Source organism: Streptomyces sp. NPDC048338, assembly GCF_043201055.1.
GTDB lineage: Bacteria > Actinomycetota > Actinomycetes > Streptomycetales > Streptomycetaceae > Streptomyces.
This window is the reverse complement of record NZ_JBICYQ010000002.1, coordinates 114,859-135,242: the sequence shown is the minus strand read 5'-3', so window position 1 is coordinate 135,242 and position 20,384 is coordinate 114,859. Positions and strand designations below refer to the sequence as shown.

The window sequence follows — 20,384 nt, the reverse complement described above, 5'->3', positions numbered from 1 at the left end:
CACCCTAACAGTGCTCGGGGACCAGTTCTCCCACCCGCCGACCGCCCCGGACCGGCGGGCGGACCGTCACAACGCGGGGAAGTCCGGGAGCGGGACGTCGGCCGACTTCTCGGTGAGCTCGGCCCACACCGTCTTGCCCTCCCGCTGGTGGCGCGTGCCCCAGCGCTCGGCGAGCTGGGCCACCAGGAGCAGCCCGCGTCCACCCTCCTCGAAGAAGCGGGCCCGCCGCAGGTGAGGTGTGGTGCTGCTGCCGTCCGAGACCTCGCACATGAGCGTGCGGTCATGGATGAGGCGCAGCCGGACGGGGGGCCGGCCGTAGCGGATGGCGTTGGTGACCAGCTCGCTGACGACCAGTTCGGCGGTGAAGACCAGGTCCTCGAGTCCCCAGACTCCCAGGTGTTCGGTGACGCGTGCCCGGGCGCCGGCCACGGATGCCGGGTCCGCCTCCAGGTCCCAGGTGACGACCTGATGTGCTCCGAGGGTGCGGGTGCGGGCGAGGAGCAGCGCCACGTCGTCCTCCGGGCGCCCCACCGGCAGCAGGGCTTCGAGCACGGCGTCGCAGGTCGAGTCCAACGAGGGTGTGTGCCGGGCGAGTACGCTCCGCAGCCGGGCGAGGCCCGTGTCCACGTCGTGGCCGGGGGCTTCGATCAGGCCGTCGGTGTACAGGGCGAGCAGGCTGCCCTCCGGCAGGTCGAACTCGGCGGCCTCGAAGGGCAGTCCGCCCAGGCCCAGCGGTGGCCCGGCGGGCAGGTCGAGCGTCTCGACGGCTCCGCCCGGGGTCACGAGGGCGGGCAGGACGTGCCCCGCCCGTGCCATCGCGCAGCAGCCGGTGACGGGGTCGTAGACCGCGTAGAGACAGGTCGCCCCGATGTCTCCCGAGGACTGCGCCTCCGGGTCGGTGGAGGCCTCGACCGACAGGCGCTCGACGACGTCGTCGAGATGCGTGAGGAGTTCGTCGGGCGGCAGGTCGATGTCGGCGAGGGTGCGTACGGCGGTCCGGAGGCGGCCCATGGTGGCGGCGGCCGGGACACCGTGCCCGACCACGTCGCCCACGACCAGCGCGACACGGGCACCGGACAGCGGGATGACGTCGTACCAGTCGCCTCCCACGCCCACGTCGGAACCGGCGGGCAGGTAGCGGCAGGCCACGTCCACGGCGGACTGGGCCGGTGTGTGCTGCGGGAGCAGGCTGCGCTGCAGGGCGAGCGCGGCGGCGCGGGCGTGTGTGTAACGGCGCGCGTTGTCGACGGCCACGGCGGCCCTGGCGGCTATCTCCTGGGCGAGGAACAGGTCCTCGTCGTCGTAGGGATCGGGGTTGCGGTTGCGCGAGAACTGCGCGACGCCGAGGGTGGCGCCTCGGGCCCGCAGCGGCACCACCATCGTCGAGTGGATCCGGGTCGCGCCGTCGAAGCCGTTGTCGTCCGGATGCGCCGGTGGGGACCCTGAGACGGGAGGCACGACGCGGTGGTGGCGCGACGGGCGGCCGGTGGCCAGGGCGAGGGCGGGAGGCGACTGTTCCGGGTAACTGTGGAGCTGCTGGGGCGCGATCGCGGCCTCCGGCAGGTTCTCCTCTCCGGATTCCTCCCCGTGGGATTGCTCCGGCTCCGGATCCGGCCGCTGGGCGACACGGCGGACGACCGAAGATCCGGTCACGGGATCCCCGCTCGCGGTGAAGGCCGAGTCGAGGAGGTCGACGGTGGCGACGTCCGCGAAGCGCTCGACGGCGAGGTCGGCCAGCTCCTGCGTCGTCCGGCCGATGTCGAGGGTGGTCCCCACGCTCATCCCGGCTTCGTTCACCACGGACAGCCGCCACCGCAGCCGGCGGTCCCGCTCGTCCTGGAACGCCTCGACGCTGCGCTCGGAGGTGTGGTCCACGTACTCGGTGCCGAGGGCGACGAGTCGGCGGGTCGCCGCCCCGATCAGCTCGGCGTCGTTCGTGAGCAGGGAAAGCTCTTCGAGCATCCGGTCCAGGACGAGGCCCTGGGCGAGCCGGAAGGCGCGCAGCATCGCGCTGACGGGCTTGCCGAGCTGGGCGAGCCGCCGCGCACGCTCCACGTCGATGGCCGGCGGGGCGATCCGGCTGGGCTCGATGCCGTGTTCGAGGGCGAACAGCACGCCGCCGATCCGTTCGGTGGTGTTCTCCGCCGCCATCCGCGCGAGGTCCGGCTCGTCCCACAGTTCGGGGACCTCGTGGCGCAGGCGCCGCTCCACGTCGTGGATGAGCTGGTCGGCCTTCAGGCTCAGCTCATGTGCGGCACGGGACAGGAGTCTGTCCTCGGCGAGGTCCACGGTGACGATGTTACGCCGCCCCTGTTCCACCGCCAGTGAGCACGGAACGAGGCCGTCCTGACTGCCTCGTGGGACGGTGACGAACACTCGTGAGGTCAACGGTTCCACCGCGCGCGCCCGCGCGCGGCGGAGGGCCCGTCAGGGCACCTCACCGAGGACGAGGGCGAGGGCGAGGATGACGGTCAGGGTGGCGAGACCGGCCATCGTGTAGCGCGCCGCCCTCGTCCCGCGCCCCGACCGGTCCGGCACGGAGCACAAGGGGCCGCACGAACCCAGCCCCGCCTCCTCGTGGTCGAGCCAGTAGGCGTCGAGGAGGGCGGCGGGGTGGGTGAAGCCGTCTGATTCGTCGCGGTGGTTCATGCGGGGGACAACGGCTCCGGCCGACGCCGGGTATGCGGCCGGCCGCGACCGTCATCCGATCGTCACGTTGCATATCCCGCGGGTGCTTGCGCCGGGCGTGACGGGTGCCGGCGTGCGGCGGAGCGCCGCGCGGGGACGACGGAGCCTCGGCCGCCCACCACCGTCGTCGGGCGCAGTGCCGGGGGCGGAATGTCGTACGCGTACGGGCCGGATCGGCCTGGTCAGCCTCCGAGTTCCTCGGTCACGCAGAGGATGTTGCCTTCGCTGTCCTTGAACCAGGCACCTCGCATCGTGTCCGACTCGACGACGCCGTCGACCGTCTTGATGCCGGGCAGGTCGTACTCCTCGAAGGTCACGCCCTTGGACCGCAGTGTCGACATCTCCGCGTCGAGGTCGCCGACCTTCCAGCTCGCCAGCGTGTGTGCGGCCTGGCCGCCGTGGGGTGTCTCGTAGAGTCCTATCGTCGTACCGCCACAGTCGAACCGGGTGTCCTCCTCGGACTCCTTGGTCATGGTGAGGCCGAGGGTGTCGGTGTAGAAGCGCTTTGCCCGGGCCAGGTCACTGACCGGAATGATGGCGACTATCGGTGACTCCGACAGCATCGCGACCACCTCCTCCTTCCAGGCTACGCAGCCTCCCGCCGGGCCACAGGTCGAGCACGACCGAGGTCCGCCCGGGAGGGCGGACGGTGACCGCGCGGACACCGGCTGGTCGCGACGGCGAAGCCTCGCACCCGCACCCGCCCGGACCTTCCGCAGGGCCTGTGACCGCCGTGTGTCCCTCGGGCCGAACGCGACGGCTCGCGCATGACCGACGGCCCGCCCGGACCTTCGCCGCCGGCCGGACACCGTTCATGCCACTGTCATACACACCTCTTGCCGCCCGCTCGAACACTCGTTCATGATCTGCGGCATGCCAGCAGACCTCCGTGCGGATGCCGAAGGGCTTCCGCACCTGCCGCGCCGGGTGCGTATCGGATACGGGCTCGGCTCCCTCTGCACGGGGACCTTCGCCACCGTGCCGGGCCTGATCCTGCTCTACTACCTCACCAACATCCTGGCCGTCCCCGCCGCCGTCGCAGGCGCCGCGGTCTTCCTGCCGAAGGCCTGGGACGTTCTGATCAATCCGCTGGTCGGAGCGGTGTCCGACCGGAGCCGGCTGCGCGGCGGGCCTCGCCGGCCGTTCCTCCTCGTCGGCGCCTGCACCCTCCCGCCTCTCTTCGCGCTGCTCTTCGCCGCACCCCCGCTGCGGGGGGCCGCCGCCGCGGGCTACGTGGCGGTGCTCTTCCTGCTGGCCGCCACCGCGTACGCCGTCTTCCAGGTGCCGTACGTGACGATGCCCGCCGAGATGACCGAGGATCCCGCCGAGCGGGGCCGGATCCTGGGCTGGCGGGTGGGTTTCCTCGGCGTCGCGATCCTGCTGTCCGGCGCGCTCGCCCCCGCAATCGCCCATGCCGGCGGCGGCAGTCCGGCGAGCTACCGGACGATGGGTGTCGCCGTCGCCGTCCTGCTGGCCGTGGGGATGTTCGGCGCCTGGCACACCACCCGGTGGGCGCCGGCCGTGGCGCGGAGCGAGGCCGAGCCCTCGCTCCGCGCGCAGTTGGCCGCCGCCCGTTCCCACCGTCCGTTCGCCTTCCTGGCGGGCATGTGGACCCTCCAGGCGCTCGCCATCGGCGTGATGCTCGCGGGAGTGCAGTACTTCGCCACGTACACGCTCGGCTCCCCCACCGCGGTCACCCCGCTGTTCGTCTGTCTGATCGGCCCGCTCGTCCTCGTCATGCCGCTGTGGAACCGGCTGTCCCGCCGGTGGGGGGTGAAGGGGGCCCAGTGGTGCGCGTCGCTGCTGTTCCTCGCCGGAGCGCTGCTCCTCGCGCTCACGCCGGCAGCCGGACCCGCCCTCGGCTACGGCTCGGTCGCGGTCATCGGCGTGGCCTACGCCGGACTCCAGCTGCTGCCGCTGACCATGCTCGCCGACACCCTCGCCGCCGACGTCGCGCGCACCGGGAAGCGCCGGGCCGCGACCTTCACCGGGCTGTGGACGGCCGCCGAGACGCTGGCCTTCGCGCTCGGAGCGGGGGTGTTCGCGCTCGTCCTGGCCGTGACGGGTTTCCGCTCCTCCGACGCCGGCCACCGGGTCGCCCAGCCCGAGGCCGCGCTGACCGGCATCACGGCCGGGATGAGTCTGCTGCCGGCCGTCCTCGCCGCGGCGAGCCTGTGGCTGCTGCACCACTACCGGGTGGACGGCCCCGAGACGGCACCCGCCTCGTGCACGCACCCGGGCCCGGCGCCCGATCCGTCCGACCCCCAGCAGGAAGTGACCCACCGTGCCGACTGAGCCCACCGTCTCCGGTCCCACCCGTTCCCTGCCCGCCGGACGCGCCGCCGCGGACGTGCTCGACGAGCTGCGCGCGCTGCGGCAGGCGGACGCCCCGACCCGGGGCGGGCGTACCTTCGCGTACGTCTACGACGCGGGCCTGGACGGCCTCGACGAGCTGGCCGCCGCCGCGTACACGGCCTACGCGACGGTCAACGGCCTCGACCCGACCGTCTTCCCCAGCGTGGCCCGCCTGGAGAACGACCTGGTGGGGGCGGTCGCCCGGCTGCTGGGCGCGCCCGGGGCCCAGGGCACGTTCACCAGCGGCGGGACGGAGAGCATCCTGCTCGCCGTGAAGGCGGCGCGGGACCACGCGCGCGCCGTCCGCGGGATCACGGCGCCGCAGCTCGTCCTCCCGTCCACCGCCCACGCCGCCTTCCACAAGGCCGCCCACTACCTGGGGCTGGAGGCCGTCGTGGTGCCGGTCGACCCGGTCGGCTTCCGCGCCGACGCCGACGCCATGGCCGCGGCACTCACCGACCGCACCGCGCTCGTGGTGGCCTCGACACCGTCGTACGCGCACGGGGTGATCGACCCGGTGGCCGAGATCGCCGGGGCCGCCGCCCGGCGCGGTGTGCTCTGCCACGTCGACGCCTGCATCGGCGGCTGGCTCCTGCCCCACCTGCGCCGCGCCGGACGCGAGGTGCCGCCCTTCGACCTCTCGGTGCCGGGGGTCACCTCGCTCTCCGTCGACCTGCACAAGTACGGGTACGCCGACAAGGGGGCCTCGGTCGTGCTGTACCGGGACGCGGAGCTGCGCCGCCACCAGTACTTCGCCCACGCGGCATGGCCCGGCTATCCGGTCGTGAACCCGACGGTGCAGGGGACGAAGTCCGGCGGTCTGCTCGCCCAGGCGTGGGCGGTCCTCCAGCACGTCGGCGAGGACGGCTACACGGCCCTGGCCGGCCGGGTCGCGGAGGCCTCGGACCGGCTGCTCGCCGGGCTGCGCAAGATCGACGGGGTACGGGTGCTGGGCGAACCGGCGGCCGGGCTGGTGGCGTTCACGGTGCTCGACGGCCCGGCCGACGGCGCTCCGGACCTGAGCCTGCTGCTCCACCTCGCCGACGAGATGCGCGCCCGCGGCTGGTACCTCCAGCCTCAGCTCTCGTTCGACGGGCTGCCGCCCAACCTGCACCTCACGCTGACGCCCGCGACCGTCGGCCAGGTGGAGTCGTTGGTCGAGGACCTCGGCGACGCGCTCGTCTCGGCCCGGGCGTTGCCGCCGGTGACCGTGGATCCCGGGCTCGCCGAGCTCGCGGCCGGGCTCGATCCGGCGACGCTCGGACCCGACGAGGTCGCGACCGTGCTGGCCTTCGCGGGTCTCGCCGGCGACGCGGGGCTGCCCGAACGGATGGCCCCCGTCCTGGTGCTGCTCGACGCACTGCCGGGGCCGCTGAAGGAGCGGCTGCTCACGGAGTTCGTCGGCTCGGTGTTCCACGTCTGACGCCGCGCCCTCCGCTTCCGGCTCGAGCACGGATCGCGCGGCGGCCGCCCCCTCCGCCCCTCGTTGGCGTGAGGGGGACTGCTCATCGGCTGGGTCCTGTCCGGAGCGGCCGCAGCACGGCCATCCCGTCGTCGATCCCCACCTTCATGGCGAAGTCGAACCGGTCGACCTCCACACAGAGTTCCACATCGGTGGGGTGAGCACCTCGTCGCCGACCGCTGCGCAGGTCGTCCGCGGCCGGAGAGGTGCGGGCACGGTCGAGATAGGGCCCGGCGTCGAGGTGGTCCCCGGCCAGGAGCCGATCCAGGTACGCGGCGCAGGCGAGGTCCTCGGCGGCACGGCCGTCCTCGCCGGTGGCCACGAACGTCACCGATTCGGCGCCGGCATCCGCCAGTGCCCGGGCCGTCGCGCCGGCCACGACGAAACTGGCACACAGCACCAGTTTCGCCTCGACGACCGCCAGGGCACCGACCGTTCCCGCGGTGGTCTTCTGGATCACGGTGCGGCCGGCCAGGTCGGCCTCCCGTATCAGGCCGGGGGAGTTGACCAGGTCGAACCCCCTGACCGGTGCTCCGTCCTTGAGCGCGAGCCAGCCCGGGTGACTCGCCTTGATCGCCAGCGCCTCGCCCGCGTCGGCAGCGAGAACGATCTTCTCCGCCCCGCGGTGGAAAGCCCACGCGGCGGTGGTGAACGCCCGCATCACATCGATCACGACAGCCACCTGCTCGGTGCCGTCCACGCCGGGTATTCCGACCACTCGCGAGTCCATGCCGGGATGGTCGCAGCCCACGGCCACGGACTGAAAGGGGGCCCCAGGCCACATTGACGGTCCATCGGCGACTCGGGATCCGGGCCACCACCTCGCGGGCACGCCCTGGAGGGCTTCATCCGGTTCGGTACGGGCGCGCAACGGGAAGTCCCGGTGGCCCGCTGCCCGACCGACTGCCCTGCGGAACCAGCCGTGTTCGCCTGCCCGGCGGCACGAGGGAGGATCGCCGCTATGCTGCGCACCATGATCGAATCAGGGCAGGGCCTGGACGACGCCGACGTCGCGACGGCCGCCGCACGCGCCGGCGCCGACGTCGTGCGCGCCCTGTACGGACAGCGGCTCACGCGCGTGGACAAGGGGGCCGGGGACTTCGCGACCGCCGCGGACCTGGACGCGGAGGAGGCGATCCTGAACGTGCTCCGCGCCGCCCGGCCCGACGACGCCGTCCTCGGCGAGGAGGGTGGGCAGCGGGGCGCCGCCGCGTCCGCGTCCACCCGCCAGTGGCTGGTGGACCCGCTGTGCGGCACGCTCAACTACGCCGTCGGCAACATGCTCGTGGCCGTCAACGTGGCGCTGCGCGGGGGCGCGGCGGCGGTCGCCGACCCGTTCGCCGGCGAGGTCTTCGGCACCGATGGCAGAAGTGCCTGGGTCCGCCGCGACGACCGCGACACCCCGCTGGCGCCGACGGCCGCCACCCGCCTCGTGGACGTCAACCTGGACCCGCCCTTCCCGAGCGCGCCCGGCTTCCGGGCCGTCGAACTGCTGGCCCGTGCCGACTTCGTGGAGAGCTTCCGGCCCCGGGTCGTGTCCACGACGCTGGCGCTGGCGTGGGTCGCCGCCGGAAGGCGCGCCGCGTACGTCACCGACGGCGGCGACCTGTCCGGGAGCGTGCACTTCGCCGCGGGGATCGCGCTGTGCCGGGCCGCCGGTTGCGTGGTCACCGGTGTCGACGGCGCCCCGCTCGGGCCGGCCGGCCGCGGACTCGTCGTGGCCGCCGACGCCGACACCCACCGGCAGCTGATGTCGATGATCCGCGGCTGAGGACACCGCCGGGCGGGCCGGGCCGACGGTCCGCCTCGGCGCGGGGTCCCTACTGTTCGCGCAGGCCCCAGGGGGAGCCGTACTCGGTCAGCAGGTCCAGGAACGGCCGGGGATCGAAGGCCTCGGCGCCGAGGACCCCGGAGCCCTTCCAGGTACCGGCGGCCATCAGCTCCAGCGCGACGACCGGGTTGATGGCGGTCTGCCAGACGACGGCCTGGGAGCCGTACTCGCGCATCGACCACTGGTTGTCGACGACGTGGTACAGGTACACCTCGCGCGGCTTGCCGTCCTTGACACCCTTCACCCAGGTGCCCGCGCAGGTCTTGCCGTGCATCCGGTCGCCGAGTGTGGCCGGGTCGGGCAGGCAGGCGGCCACGACGTCGCGCGGGGAGACCTCCGCACCGCCGGGGACGGTCACCTTCTCCGTACGGTCCAGGCCGAGCTTGTGCAGGGTTTTGAGGGTCTCGATGAACTCGTCGCCGAGGCCGTACTTGAAGGTGACCCGCCGGGCGTCCACCCAGCGCGGGATGAGCAGCACCTCCTCGTGCTCGACGTTGACGCACTCGACCGGGCCGATGCCCTCCGGGAAGTCGAAGACCTCCGGCTCGCTGAAGGGTGCCGTGGTGAACCAGCCGCGGTCCTTCTCCCAGATCACGGGCGGGTTCAGGCACTCCTCGATGGTCGTCCAGATGGAGAAGGACGGGGCGAAGTCGTAGCCGTCGACGGTCAGGTTCGCACCGTCGCGGACGCCGATCTCCTCGATCTCGTCGAAGAGCTCCTCGGCGGCGTAGCGGGCGAAGACGTCGGAGAGGCCGGGCTCCACGCCGACGCCGACCAGGGCGAGGCGGCCGGCCTTCTCCCAGTCCGTGGCGCGCTCGAACTGTGCGTCGCCCAGCTTGACCCCGCACTCCTCGAACGGTCGCTGCGGGTGCGGGTAGGACAGCGACATCGCCATGTCGAGGTAGTCCGCGCCTGCCGCCAGCGCGGCCTCGAAGAGGGGCAGCACGAAGCGCGGGTCGGTGGCGTTGAGCAGGACGTCGCACCGCTCCCCGGCGAGCAGGGCCTCGACCGCCGCCTGGTCGGAGGCGTCGACGCGGGCGGCGCTGAACCGGGTGCCGGCGTCGCCCAGCGCTGCCACCGCGGCTTCGGCGCGGGAGAGGTCGTAGTCGGCGACGACGACGTGGTCGAAGAAGGAACGACGGGCCGCGATCCGCGTGATCGCCGTGCCCACGCCACCCGCTCCCACAAGCAGTACTCGCATGACAGGGCTGCCTTTCTCGTACGGCAAGGCCGAGGCCTTCGGTCCGCCCATGGAAATCCTGGGGCCGCACATGCGTCAATGCTGTTGGCATAACCTGGGAAAGAGCAGAGAAAGGGGCTGCCATGCCGAAGAAAGTGGTGCCGGAGGCGGCACGCAGGCGCAGAAAACCAACGAAGCTTGGCGTGGTCCTGTCGGAGCAGCTCATCGTCGAGACAGCGCTGCGGCTGCTGCAGCAGCCCAGCCGCGAGGGCCTCACGGTGCGGCGGCTCGGCGCGGCCCTCGGCGCCGACCCGAGCAGCCTGTACCGCTACTTCCGGGGCGCCGACGACCTCACCCTGGCGATCGCCGACGCGCTGATCGGTCGCGCCATGCGGGGCTGGCGGGGTACCGGCGACTGGCGTTCCGATCTGCGCGAGCTGGGGGTACGGATCTACTCGGCGTACCTCGCCCACCCGCAGGCGGCGGTCCTCACCGCCAGCCGGGTCAGCGGCCGGGCGCACGAGATCGCCGCCGACGAGGCGATCCTCGGCGTGCTGCGCTCCGCCGGGCTGCCCGACCCCGAGGTGGTGCGGGTCTACCACGCGTTCATCGACCAGACGCTCGCCTTCGCCGCGCTCGACGCGGCCGGTCTGGCGCTCCCCCACTCGGCGCGCGCCGCCGACGAGGCCGTCTGGCAGGCCACGTACGCGCGGCTCCCCGCCGAGACCCATCCGCACATCGCGGCCACGGCCCCGCTGCTGGTCGCCCACATGAACGACAGCGCCTACCCGGTCGCTCTGGACATGCTGCTGGACAACGCCGCGGCCACCCTCGCCCGTACGCGGAGGGCCGCCGGCGCGACCGGGGGCGGGAGCGGGGCGGGCAGCGGCGGCGACGGCCTCGGCGGGGAGTGAGCCGACGCCCCGGCCGGCGGGCGCGACGGCCGGCGGAAAAGGCGGCGCGCGCGGGTACCGGGGTCGTCCCGGCCCCGGGGCTTGGCCATTTTCTTTCCGTCGCCGCATTCGGCAAGCGGGGCGGCCCCTGCCGGGGCACACTGTGCACCAAGGGGCGTCGGAACGTGGCGGGAGGCCGAAACAGTGAACGGCGGCAGCCGCAAACGGCGCCTGGCCGGCCGGGGCTCGGCGGGGAGCGGCGCGTCGACCGACCGCTCGGGCAGAGCGAGCCCGCGTTTCCGCCGCAGCAGGGGGCATCTGCCGCCGGACCGGTTCACCACCCGCGGTCAGCTCGCCTGGCTGAACTCCGCCACCTCCCGGATCGGCACCACACTGGATCTGGAGCGCACCGCGCGGGAACTGGCCGAGTTCACCGTGCCCCGTTTCGCCGACGGGGCCGCGGTCGACATCCTGGAGAGCGTCCTGCGCGGGGACGAGGGCGCCCGCTGGACCGGTTCGGGCATTCCCGCGCTGCGGGCCACGGCCCTGTGCGCCATCGAGGAGCTCTCCTCGCTGGAGCCGACGCCGGTGGGAGAGACGTTCGTCCACGCCGAGAAGCAGCACGAGACGCTCCTGCACCGGTACTGCCTGCGGCAGGGCAAGCCGGTCCTGCTGAGCCGGATGAGGGACCACGACTTCGCCCGGGTCGCGCCGACGGCGAGCGCGGCGGCGAAGATGCGCGCCGCCGGCGTGCACAGCTACCTCGCCGTGCCCCTGATCGCCCGCGGACTGCTCCTCGGCAGCGCCGACTTCGTGCGCGCCGCCGGAACGCCGCCGTTCTCCTCGACGGACCTGGCGCTGGCGGAGCAGCTCGCCTCCAAGGCCGCGGTCTTCATCGACAACGCCCGGCTGTACGGGCGCGAGCGCGAGCACGTCGTCTCCCTGCAGCGCAGCCTGCTGCCGCGGGCGACTCCGCTGACGCCGGGCCTGAAGGTGCACGCCGAGTACGCACCGGCCACCGCCCACCACGGCGTGGGCGGCGACTGGTACGACGTGATGACCCTGCCCGGCGGGCGCACGGCCCTCGTGGTCGGCGACGTGATGGGGCACGGCCTGCCCGCCGCGGCCACCATGGGGCGCCTGCGGACGGTGGCGCGAACCCTGATGACCCTGGACATGGCCCCGGAGCGGGTCCTGGCGCGGCTGGACCTGGCGACCCGTGACCTGGAGGACGAGCAGGTCGCCACGTGCCTCTGCGCGGTCTACGATCCGGCCGACTCCACCTACACGCTGGCCAGCGCCGGACATCTGCCGCCGCTGCTGGTCGACGGGCCGGGCTCGGCCGACTTCCTGGAGGTGCCGATCGGCGCGCCGCTGGGGGCCGGGGTCATCCCGTACGACCCGCTGCGGCTACGGGTCCCCGACGGCAGTCATCTGGTCATGTACACGGATGGGCTCATCAAGTCCCGGACCGAGGCCCTGGACACCCAGCTGGAGCGGTTGCGGACGGCGGCCCTCGGGCTCGCCCCCGGCGCGCTGGAGGCGGGCGGTCTGCTGGAGCGCGCGCCGGCGGGCGCGGCCCGGTTCGACGAGGCGGTGCTCCTCGTCACGGAGGGCGCCCCGTCCCCGTCCGGCGACCTGCGGGTGTGGGAGCTGCCGAAGGACGGACGGGCCGCCTCCGTCGCCCGCGGTCTCGTCACCGGCCAGCTCGCGACGTGGGGGCTCGCGGAGCTCGCCGACGTCTGCGAACTCGTCGTCTCCGAACTCGTGGGCAACGCCCTGCGCTACGGGAACGGTCCGGGCGAGCTGCGGCTGATGCGGGGCGAGCGCCTGATCGTGGAGGTCTCCGACACGGGACCCGACCTGCCCCAGATCCAGCACGCGGAACTCAGTGACGAGGGCGGCCGGGGTCTTCAGCTCATCAACATGCTGTGCCGCAGGTGGGGTTCGTGCCGCACCGTCACCGGCAAGGTCGTCTGGGCCGAGCAGAACCTGCTGTCCTGAGCGCCGGGTGCCGCGGTCCGCGGTCAGGGCGGACGTGCGGCCACGGCCGCGACGCGCCCGGCCCGTCCGTCGTCACCGGATCTCCCGCCCGCCGCCTCGACGGCGCAAAGGAGCCCTCGCACCGGAGCACGAAAGAACGTCTGTGCGGATATCGCCGGACCGTCACGTCCGATAACCCTTCCACCTATTCCGCGGGCCGCATTCCGTCGGCGCGATTCTCACGTACGGGATTCGCCGAAAAGAAGCGTCCAGGGCAACGCCGCACATTTTCGGCCGACTTGATTGCATTCCCGCACGCCACGCGACGATGACGCCGACCCCTGGTCCACACCCCGGCACCACGCCTCGACCAGCGGCGACGCCTCCGCACGGGGCGAGCACGCCCGATGCCGGCGACGACCCCGCCATCGGAGCATCGGCGCTCCTCCCTTCACCGGGAACTCCAGAGCGAGCGCATCGCGTCATATCCCTGCCGCATTTCAGTCACTCGCCACGACTGAAACTCCGCGTTCGCTTTCCCCAAGGCAAAGCAAGGTAAAGTCGCGCTTGACCGGCTGTTGACCACCCCTTGACGACCCTTTAGTTCGACGGGCGCCCGCGACCGCCCCCTTGCCCGGAACTCCCGGTCCGCCCCGGCGGACCCACCTCCGGCACTCCCCCACACCTCTCGTACGTCCGGCGCGCCACGTGGCGCGCCAGGAGGAGTCACGACATGCAGCCCCTCATCGCCCACGCCCGATCCTTCGGACAGCGCCCCGAGGAGTTCGCCAGGCTGGCCGAAGGCCAGTCCCCCCAGGTCCTGTTCATCACGTGCTCCGACTCGCGCGTCGTCCCGGCGCTGATCACGGGAGCCCGCCCCGGCGAACTCTTCGAACTGCGCACCGCCGGCAACATCGTGCCGCCGTACGGTTCCGGAGGTCCCAACAGCGAGGCGGCCACCATCGAGTACGCGCTGGAGGTCCTCGGCGTCCGGGACGTCGTGGTCTGCGGCCACTCGCACTGCGGCGCCGTCGGGGCCCTCGTCCGCGGCGACGACCTCTCGTCCGTGCCGGCCGTGCGGGACTGGCTCGCGCACGCCGCCGACGCCCCCGCCACCCCGGACTCCGCCGACCCCGCCGACCCCGCCGTCGCGGCGGCCGTGCAGCACCACGTCCTCGCCCAGGTACTGCGTCTGCGGTCGTACCCCTGCGTGGAACGGAGGCTGCGCAGCGGGCAACTGCGCCTGCACGCCTGGTACTACGAGGTCCACACCGGCTCCGTGCTCGAGCACCGCACGGCGAGCGACACCTTCGAGGCCCTGTGAGCGCGCCCGCGAGCACTCCGCCCGCGTTCCCCCATCTTCGGCAGGACCTCGCCGCCTCGCTCGTCGTGTTCCTGGTCGCCCTCCCGCTCTGCCTGGGGGTCGCCGTCGCGTCCGGCGTGCCGGCCGAACTCGGCCTGGTCACCGGCATCGTGGGCGGCCTCGTCGTCGGGTTCCTCCCCGGCAGCAGCCTCCAGGTGTCCGGGCCGGCGGCCGGCCTGACCGTCCTCGTGTTCGAGGCCGTCCGTCACCACGGTCTCAGCACGCTCGGCGTGATCGTCCTCGTCGCCGGGCTCCTCCAGATCGCGATGGGGGCGCTCCGGCTCGGGCGCTGGTTCCGCGCGATCTCGCTCTCGGTCGTCGAGGGCATGCTCGCCGGCATCGGCCTGATGATCATCGCCGGCCAGCTCTACGCGGCGGCCGGGGCGGCCGCTCCCGTCTCCGGACCGGGCAAGCTCTCCGGACTGCCGGGCGCCGCCGCCCACGCCCTGACCGACCCCGCCGCCCTGGTCTCCACGGCGATAGGCGTCGGCACCATCCTGGTGATCGTCCTGTGGCGGCGGTTGCCGCCCAAGGCGCGGATGGTCCCGGGCGCGCTCGGCGCGGTGCTGCTGGCCGCCCTGGCCACCTTCCTGCTCGACCTGCCGGTGGCGACCGTCGAGGTGACGGGGCTCCTCGGAGCCGTCCGGATCCCCGGGCTCGACGCCTTCGGCGACCTGGCGACCCTGTCCGTGATCGGCACGGTGCTGGCCTTCACCCTGATCGCCTCCGCGGAGAGTCTCTTCAGCGCCGCCGCGGTCGACCGGCTCCACGACGGCCCCCGCACCCGGTACGACAAGGAGTTGATGGCGCAGGGCGCGGGCAACACCGTGTCCGGGCTGCTGGGTGCGCTGCCTCTGACCGCTGTCATCGTGCGCAGTTCCGCCAACGTCCAGGCGGGCGCCCGGACCAGGGCGTCCCGGGTGCTCCACGGGGTCTGGCTGCTGCTGTTCGCGGCGCTGCTCCCGGCCACGCTGGAGCTGATCCCCCTGCCCGCCCTCGCCGGTGTCCTCATCCACGCCGGCTGGAAGCTCATCCCCGTCCGGCAGACCCTCGACCTCTGGCGCGGCCACCGGGGCGAGGCGTTGATCCTGGTCGCCACCGCCGTGTCGATCGTGCTGGTGAACATGTTCGAGGGCGTCCTGATCGGCCTGGCCCTGTCGGTCGTCAAGACGGCCTGGGACGCCTCGCAGTTGAAGATGGAGGTGACGGACAAGGGAGCGGGACCGGTCCGGGTGTACCTGTCGGGGAACGCCACCTTCCTGCGACTGCCGAAGATACTCGACAGCCTGGAGGCGCTCCCGCAGGACCGCCCGGTCGAACTGGACCTCGCCGGCCTCCACCACCTGGACCACGCCTGCCGTACCGCCCTGGAGACGTGGGCGGGCAGCCACAGCGCGGCGGGGACGGAACCGGTGAAGGTCACCATTCCCTGAGGGGATCCGTTCTCCCGGGGCGCCACCGCCCCACTCCCGGCCGTTCCGGGGCGGCGGCGCCGATCGCTGCGACGGGACCGTCCGCCCGGGAAGGATCTCGGGCGGACGGCGCTCGCCGCCGCGGGGCGGGAGCCTGGTCAGCAGCCGCCGCAGTTGTAGAAGGTCACGTCCCAGTGGTTGCCCTCGTCGGCGTAGACGTTTCCGGCGCCCGACTTCCACTGCGGGGCGCCGTCGCCGCGGACCCCGATGTAGGTGAACGTGTTCTTGACGTAGTTGGTGACGCAGGTGGCCTTGCCGAAGTCGAGCTTGTAGCCGTTCCAGTGCGAGTACGTGCCCGACGCGTGGCCGGTCTCGGTGCCGCCGGTGATGTTCAGGGCGCAGCCGCTGGCGCTCTTGAGGGTCTGGGCGCCCTGGGCGGTGGCGAGGTTGAGCTGCTCGAAGGACGTGCAGGTCGCGTTGTTGCGGTTCGAGCAGCCGCCGGACGAGGACCAGGTGATTCCGGAGCTGCGGAACATCGACGTCGCCGTGGCGTGGCTGATCTTGGTGACCGCGTGGGCCTCCGTGGCGCCGCCGAGGACTCCGACCCCGGGCGCGAAGAGCGCGCCGAGGACGAGGGCCAGGGCGGTGAGGACGGCGCGGACGCGGCTGCCGGCCGGGCGACCGGGGTGCGCGGGGGAGACGTCCGGGGTCTGGGGGGACTTCACGAGGTGGTTCCTCCTGGGAGACGGTGTGGCTGACGGGGTGACGGGGATGCGGTGCGGTAGGTCCGCACCCCGGGGTCTACACGCGTTGATTCACGACATGAGTGATCCCCGGGGACGGTTCGGGCGCGGTTCAGGCCGCGGAGCGGAAGGCCGGGAGGTAGCCGCCGGAGTGGCCGGTGGCCGTGGGGTGGTAGCTGTTGGACACGGGCACGGTGACGCTGTGCAGCCAGGCGTTGCCCGAGCAGATCTCGTGGCCGGTGAACTCGTCGACCACGCTGGAGTAGCTGAATCCGGCGTTGGCGGCCTGCTTCGCGAGCATGCTGTTGAGGGCGTCGCCGCCCCGGTTGATCGCCGCTCGCTCGGTCTCGCTCAGCCCGGCGATGCAGCCGCCGTTGAGCTGGTAGAAGCGCGGGTATCCCAGCACGACGACGCGCGCCTGCGGGGCCCGGCTGCGGATGGCGCCGTACAGGGAGGTGAGGTTGGCGGGCAGGGTGTTGTTCACCTGCGCGACGGCGTTGTTCACCGCGTTGACGCAGGTCGCCTCGCTCTGCAGCACGCAGGTCTGCATGACGTCGGCGAAGCCGATGTCGTTGCCGCCGGCCGTGACGCTGACCAAGGTCGTGGAGCTGGTGAGCGGGGACAGCTGGCCGTTCTTGACGGTGCCGGTGGTGGCTCCGGAGCAGGCGGTGAAGGAGAAGGAGGCGGGGGCGTTGGCCGCCGCCCACAGGGACGGATAGGCCTTGCTGCTGCGCTGGCAGCTGCCGCTGTCGGACAGGTAGCTGCCGGCGCCCACTCCCGAGGAGTAGGAGTCGCCGAGAGCGACGTAGCGCTCCCCGGCCGTCGTGGCGGCGGAGGCCGGCTGGGCCAGACCGACGACGGTGGCGATCACGGCCAGCAAGGAAGGAGCGATCCACGCCCATCTAGACGTGTGCATGACAATTTACTCCTTGGGGGGATGTGGGGACCAGGAGTTGTTGAAGCGTCACTCTTGTAGCAGTGATCAGCGCCCTCGCGATAGACGTCCGAAACAGTTTGTTGCAGTGCGCCTCGGCCGGGGCCGGGCGCACACACGCATCTGACAGAGCGTCACTTTCGTTGTGCGGCCACCGGACCGGGCCGTCCTGCCCTGCGGTGGCCGTCTCCTGGAGCCCCTCCCCCACCCGTCACCGTGCGGTCTGCCACCCCGGAAGTGCCGGCAGGACCTTCTCGGCGACGCGGCGCAGCGTCGCGTCGTCGGGGGTCGCCCCGTCGGTGCGCCACAGGGTCACGTCGTAGGAGCCGCCGCTGTCCCGGGCGTCCTGGGCCACCGCCAGCGTGCGTGCCGGAACGCCGGGGCCGCTCCGGGCGTCGCTGCCGTCGAGCCGGAAGCTGATGCTGATCGTGCGGTCCGAGTACACCACCGCCGGGCGGCCCAGGATCTTCTGCTCCTGGGCGCCTCTCAGGTACTCGGCGGTGTCGGCCATGGGCACCCCGTCGTAGGAGGCCGTCAGGGTCACGGTGTAGGTCGGGAACTCGACCTCCGCCGACGGTGTGGCGACCTCCTCGTCCGAACCGAACCGGTGCGACCCGTCGCTGCCGGTGACCGAGCTCGGCTCCTCCCCCGGCGTGCCCAGCAGGGCGGCGAGATCAGGGCGGAAGAGCGCCTCGCACAGCCGCTGCCCCGTGAGCTGCCGGGTCTTGCCCGGCTCGGGCGGAGTCGCTCCGGGCTTCCCGTCGTCCTCGCACGAGGGCGTGTACGGCTTGCTCCCGGCGGACTGGGACACCACCTCCCCGTACGCCCACAGGCCCCCCGCCAGCACGGCGATCATCACCACCGCCGTCACCGCCTGCCCCCATGCGCCGGCGCCCTTCGGAAGCGCGTCGATGTCGTGTGCCATATCCCCCCACCTGCCGTGATCCCCCGATTCGTGCCCGGGGACATTAACCCGTGATCATCGGGGGGACAAGGAGATTTCTCCCGGCACGCGGTCAGCGGCGCCCCGCGCCGTCCGTGGACGCCGCGAGAACGCCGAGGACCGACAGGACGACCACGGCGCACAGGAGCACGAGGGCCACGACCGCGGGCGTGGGATAGCTCCACAGGAGGAGGGTGAGAGCCCCCGCCGCGACCACGGTGCCCGTGGTCAGCGGGCGGTGCGTGCGCAGCCAGTCGCCGACGGCACCGGTGTCCCACCCCTTGCGGACCAGGGCGTGACCGACGGCGCCGACGCCCCGGCCGGTGGCCGCGCGGACCGCGCCGGCACCGCGGCCGGGCCCGTACAGATAGGCCGCCGATGTGGCGATCAGGGAGATCACGAGCACCGTCAGCGCCGCCTGCCGGAGGAACCTCACCAGCGTGTCGTAGACGGCCGCCGCGGCCTCCTGCGACTGCGCCACCGGGGCCACCGCGTCCAGGTAGCCCTGCCGCACCAGGGAGAGCCCGACGAGCAGCCCGCACATCATCACGCCGATGCCGATGCCCGCGCACATCACCGCCGTCCGGCGCGAAGGCGCCGCCCAGACACCGAGGCCGGCGATGACGACGACGGCCGCCGGGAGCCAGGGTCCGAGGACGCCGAGCCAGCGGGCCGCGTCCCTGACCTCGTCGAGCCGTTCGCTCCGGAGCAGCACGATCGAGGTGTCGGCTCCCGGGATCGAGTCCGCGTCGACGAGCGTCGTGCCGACGAGCTGTTCCTGCATCTCCTCGACCACGACGCCGACGTTCAGCGTGAGGGCATCGCCCTTGACCTCGATCGAGCCTCCGCCCTCCCCCGTGAGGACGTTCATCGCGGCGGTGTGGGCACCGCGGTTGACGTTGTCCCAGGCCTCGGCGAAGGCATCGCTGGTGACCACCTTCTTCACCACGTAGCGCACGGCGGTCGTGAGACCGCTCTTGAGCTGGTCGTCCAGGGATCTGGCCGCGTCGACGAGGAAGCGGGGCGCGTCGCGGTCGGCCAGGATGTCGGCGAGGGCGTCGCTGACCTTGCGGACGTCGACGCGTGCGACGACGCCGTCGGTGACACGGTCGACGAGCACGTCCTGGACGGCGGGATCACGGGCCAGCGGCGCGACGGTCTGCTCGTAGCGGTCCACGTCGTTGATCTGCGAGCTCGCCCACGCCGCCACCACCCCGACGGGTGCCAGCAGCACCGCCAGGGCGAGGAGTACGGACGCGACGGAGATCCGCAGCCGGCGGTGCCGGAGGTGGGCGTGCCGGCGGAGGTGCTCGTACTCCGCGCGCTCCGATGCGTCCAGCGGGCGGCTCGGCTCCCGGGGCCTGGGCCCCTGCGGACCGGAGTCGGCGGGTGGGTCCATGAGACTCCCTCCGGGCTCGGTCCTCGGCGCGCCATCGCGCTGTGCCCCCGTGGTCAGGCGGCCGCCGAACCCGGCCGGCGCCTGTCTCCATGGTCGGCCATCGGCAACCGGCCCGCAGCTCGCCCGTGAACGCGGAGGCCGCCCACGGCCGGAGACGGCACGCGCCGCCCGTGGCCCCGGGCATCCGTGCGGGTGGGCGGGGTCAGCCCGCGGACGGCGGTCCGGAGTCCGGCAGGGCGGTGTGGTCGGGGTGGCCGTCCGTGCGGCGCGCTTCCTTGAGCTCCGCCTCGTACAGGTGGTCGCGGCCCTCCGCCAGCTCGCCGCGGACCCGGCGTTCGAGATCCCGGAACGGCTCGTAGTAGGTGCGGTCGTAGGCCTCGACGATCTGGTACGTCCAGTGGCCCGGGATGACGTTGCGGCCGAGGATCTCGCGGAGCACCTCGGCGGCCCACTGTCCGTGACCGGCCCGGCGCAACAGGTCCACCGCACGGTCCAGTTCCAGGTCGGCACTGCCGGTCAGCTGGTGGAAGGAGTACAGGTGGCCGCGCGCCCGCTCGGTGGTCTCCAGGGCCTTGCTCAACGCGCCCAGCGCCTCCACGGTCGTGTCGCTCACTCCAGGGGGCCGCGTGTGGTCCCGGTCGGGACCGTCTTCGCTGTCGTTCATGGATGCCCTCTCCCCGGGGCCGCGGCGGCACACACCGACGGAGCGGCGGCACGCCCCGGCCGGGCGAACGACGCGTGCCGGCAGGGCGGGACGCACGCGACCGACCGGATGCGCCGCCCCCACCGGGGTACGGCACATCCGGTCGGCCGCCGATGCGCGCCCGCCTTCTACATGTGCGGTTTGCCGTAGTACAGGCCGAACCGTTCCAGGTCCTCGGGATCGCCCGCCCACTTGTCCTCGTCGTACGCCGGGGCGTGTTCGATCTGGTCCTTGGTCCGGTCGACGTGGACCTTCCGTTCGGCGGTGTCGATCCGCTCGACGGTGCCGGCCGGGAGGAGGACCTTCCGGCCGAAGATCCACACTCCGGTGTCGACCACCAGGTAGGAGGAGCCGACGTCCTCGGTGTGCCGGTCGATCTTGCCGATGTTCCCGTCGACGGCCTCGACCCGGTAGCCGATGAGGTCGGTGCCCCGGCGGTGGCCGGTGCTCGGGTGGTAGCCCCAGATGTCGACGTCACTCACGGCGTGACCTCCC

The 20,384-nt window shown here is 72.9% G+C and carries 18 protein-coding genes; 7 read left to right on the top strand and 11 right to left on the bottom strand.

The genetic code is table 11. The features are described 5' to 3' along the window. Window positions 1-66 precede the first annotated feature (66 nt). The 3 genes from ACGFZF_RS05130 to ACGFZF_RS05120 all read right to left on the bottom strand — a co-directional run bounded on the left by ACGFZF_RS05130 (window position 67) and on the right by ACGFZF_RS05120 (window position 3,251). On the bottom strand, window positions 67-2,289 hold the full coding sequence (locus ACGFZF_RS05130) for a SpoIIE family protein phosphatase (protein ID WP_393551140.1): 2,223 nt from the start codon (window positions 2,287-2,289) through the stop codon (window positions 67-69). A gap of 138 nt (window positions 2,290-2,427) precedes the next feature. Further along, a complete protein-coding gene (locus tag ACGFZF_RS05125; RefSeq protein ID WP_393551139.1) occupies window positions 2,428-2,649 on the bottom strand; it encodes a hypothetical protein in 222 nt (73 codons plus the stop codon). A gap of 221 nt (window positions 2,650-2,870) precedes the next feature. After that, a complete protein-coding gene (locus ACGFZF_RS05120; RefSeq protein ID WP_393551138.1) occupies window positions 2,871-3,251 on the bottom strand; it encodes a VOC family protein in 381 nt (126 codons plus the stop codon). A gap of 310 nt (window positions 3,252-3,561) precedes the next feature. Between ACGFZF_RS05120 and ACGFZF_RS05115 the strand changes: the two genes are divergently transcribed. Continuing rightward, a complete protein-coding gene (locus ACGFZF_RS05115; protein WP_393551137.1) occupies window positions 3,562-4,983 on the top strand; it encodes an MFS transporter in 1,422 nt (473 codons plus the stop codon). Then, entirely contained in the window at window positions 4,973-6,466 is a 1,494-nt protein-coding gene (locus ACGFZF_RS05110) for a pyridoxal phosphate-dependent decarboxylase family protein (protein ID WP_393551136.1), read from the top strand. Before ACGFZF_RS05115 ends, ACGFZF_RS05110 begins: the two co-directional genes overlap by 11 nt. 82 nt (window positions 6,467-6,548) lie before the next feature. Here the strand turns inward: ACGFZF_RS05110 and ACGFZF_RS05105 are convergent, their stop codons facing one another. Next, window positions 6,549-7,235, bottom strand: coding sequence for a 2-phosphosulfolactate phosphatase (locus ACGFZF_RS05105; protein WP_393551135.1), 687 nt, complete (start codon window positions 7,233-7,235; stop codon window positions 6,549-6,551). Between the two features lie 243 nt (window positions 7,236-7,478). Here ACGFZF_RS05105 and ACGFZF_RS05100 point away from each other — a divergent pair, with 243 nt between their 5' ends. Beyond that, complete coding sequence (locus ACGFZF_RS05100) at window positions 7,479-8,276, top strand: inositol monophosphatase family protein (RefSeq protein WP_393551134.1); 798 nt, start codon at window positions 7,479-7,481, stop codon at window positions 8,274-8,276. Between the two features lie 49 nt (window positions 8,277-8,325). On the opposite strand, the gene ACGFZF_RS05095 is transcribed toward ACGFZF_RS05100, so the two are convergent. After that, window positions 8,326-9,537, bottom strand: a complete 1,212-nt coding sequence (locus ACGFZF_RS05095; protein ID WP_393551133.1) for a saccharopine dehydrogenase family protein — start codon at window positions 9,535-9,537, stop codon at window positions 8,326-8,328. A gap of 122 nt (window positions 9,538-9,659) precedes the next feature. Here ACGFZF_RS05095 and ACGFZF_RS05090 point away from each other — a divergent pair, with 122 nt between their 5' ends. The 4 genes from ACGFZF_RS05090 to ACGFZF_RS05075 all read left to right on the top strand — a co-directional run bounded on the left by ACGFZF_RS05090 (window position 9,660) and on the right by ACGFZF_RS05075 (window position 15,188). Then, a complete protein-coding gene (locus ACGFZF_RS05090; protein WP_393551132.1) occupies window positions 9,660-10,430 on the top strand; it encodes a TetR/AcrR family transcriptional regulator in 771 nt (256 codons plus the stop codon). Between the two features lie 183 nt (window positions 10,431-10,613). Further along, window positions 10,614-12,413, top strand: coding sequence for a SpoIIE family protein phosphatase (locus ACGFZF_RS05085; RefSeq protein WP_393551131.1), 1,800 nt, complete (start codon window positions 10,614-10,616; stop codon window positions 12,411-12,413). A 712-nt stretch (window positions 12,414-13,125) separates the two neighbouring features. Then, the gene (locus ACGFZF_RS05080) at window positions 13,126-13,716 is read left to right on the top strand and encodes a carbonic anhydrase (protein WP_393551130.1); all 591 of its coding nucleotides are present in this window, start codon (window positions 13,126-13,128) and stop codon (window positions 13,714-13,716) included. Then, on the top strand, window positions 13,713-15,188 hold the full coding sequence (locus ACGFZF_RS05075; RefSeq protein WP_393551129.1) for a SulP family inorganic anion transporter: 1,476 nt from the start codon (window positions 13,713-13,715) through the stop codon (window positions 15,186-15,188). Before ACGFZF_RS05080 ends, ACGFZF_RS05075 begins: the two co-directional genes overlap by 4 nt. Window positions 15,189-15,325: 137 nt before the next feature. Here ACGFZF_RS05075 and ACGFZF_RS05070 read toward each other — a convergent pair whose 3' ends face one another. The 6 genes from ACGFZF_RS05070 to ACGFZF_RS05045 form a co-directional block, all read right to left on the bottom strand. Beyond that, window positions 15,326-15,808: a hypothetical protein gene (locus ACGFZF_RS05070; RefSeq protein ID WP_393551783.1), complete on the bottom strand. Its 483-nt coding sequence runs from the start codon at window positions 15,806-15,808 to the stop codon at window positions 15,326-15,328. A 214-nt stretch (window positions 15,809-16,022) separates the two neighbouring features. Then, window positions 16,023-16,826, bottom strand: a complete 804-nt coding sequence (locus ACGFZF_RS05065; protein ID WP_393551128.1) for an SGNH/GDSL hydrolase family protein — start codon at window positions 16,824-16,826, stop codon at window positions 16,023-16,025. A 229-nt stretch (window positions 16,827-17,055) separates the two neighbouring features. Next, complete coding sequence (locus tag ACGFZF_RS05060; RefSeq protein ID WP_393551127.1) at window positions 17,056-17,769, bottom strand: DUF6215 domain-containing protein; 714 nt, start codon at window positions 17,767-17,769, stop codon at window positions 17,056-17,058. A gap of 91 nt (window positions 17,770-17,860) precedes the next feature. Next, a complete protein-coding gene (locus tag ACGFZF_RS05055; RefSeq protein ID WP_393551126.1) occupies window positions 17,861-19,186 on the bottom strand; it encodes a hypothetical protein in 1,326 nt (441 codons plus the stop codon). 202 nt (window positions 19,187-19,388) lie between these two features. Further along, window positions 19,389-19,850 (bottom strand): hypothetical protein, encoded by a 462-nt coding sequence (locus ACGFZF_RS05050; protein ID WP_393551125.1) that lies wholly within the window; start codon window positions 19,848-19,850, stop codon window positions 19,389-19,391. 167 nt (window positions 19,851-20,017) lie between these two features. Beyond that, window positions 20,018-20,371, bottom strand: coding sequence for a PRC-barrel domain-containing protein (locus ACGFZF_RS05045; protein ID WP_393551124.1), 354 nt, complete (start codon window positions 20,369-20,371; stop codon window positions 20,018-20,020). Window positions 20,372-20,384: the final 13 nt, after the last annotated feature.

Coding starts and splice junctions, on each gene's coding strand:
- ACGFZF_RS05050 (WP_393551125.1), bottom strand. CDS start 19,850: ATGAACGACAGCGAAGACGGTCCCGACCGGGACCACACGCGGCCCCCT.
- ACGFZF_RS05065 (WP_393551128.1), bottom strand. CDS start 16,826: ATGCACACGTCTAGATGGGCGTGGATCGCTCCTTCCTTGCTGGCCGTG.
- ACGFZF_RS05095 (WP_393551133.1), bottom strand. CDS start 9,537: ATGCGAGTACTGCTTGTGGGAGCGGGTGGCGTGGGCACGGCGATCACG.
- ACGFZF_RS05090 (WP_393551132.1), top strand. CDS start 9,660: ATGCCGAAGAAAGTGGTGCCGGAGGCGGCACGCAGGCGCAGAAAACCA.
- ACGFZF_RS05120 (WP_393551138.1), bottom strand. CDS start 3,251: ATGCTGTCGGAGTCACCGATAGTCGCCATCATTCCGGTCAGTGACCTG.
- ACGFZF_RS05100 (WP_393551134.1), top strand. CDS start 7,479: ATGATCGAATCAGGGCAGGGCCTGGACGACGCCGACGTCGCGACGGCC.
- ACGFZF_RS05125 (WP_393551139.1), bottom strand. CDS start 2,649: ATGAACCACCGCGACGAATCAGACGGCTTCACCCACCCCGCCGCCCTC.
- ACGFZF_RS05115 (WP_393551137.1), top strand. CDS start 3,562: ATGCCAGCAGACCTCCGTGCGGATGCCGAAGGGCTTCCGCACCTGCCG.
- ACGFZF_RS05060 (WP_393551127.1), bottom strand. CDS start 17,769: ATGGCACACGACATCGACGCGCTTCCGAAGGGCGCCGGCGCATGGGGG.
- ACGFZF_RS05055 (WP_393551126.1), bottom strand. CDS start 19,186: ATGGACCCACCCGCCGACTCCGGTCCGCAGGGGCCCAGGCCCCGGGAG.
- ACGFZF_RS05105 (WP_393551135.1), bottom strand. CDS start 7,235: ATGGACTCGCGAGTGGTCGGAATACCCGGCGTGGACGGCACCGAGCAG.
- ACGFZF_RS05080 (WP_393551130.1), top strand. CDS start 13,126: ATGCAGCCCCTCATCGCCCACGCCCGATCCTTCGGACAGCGCCCCGAG.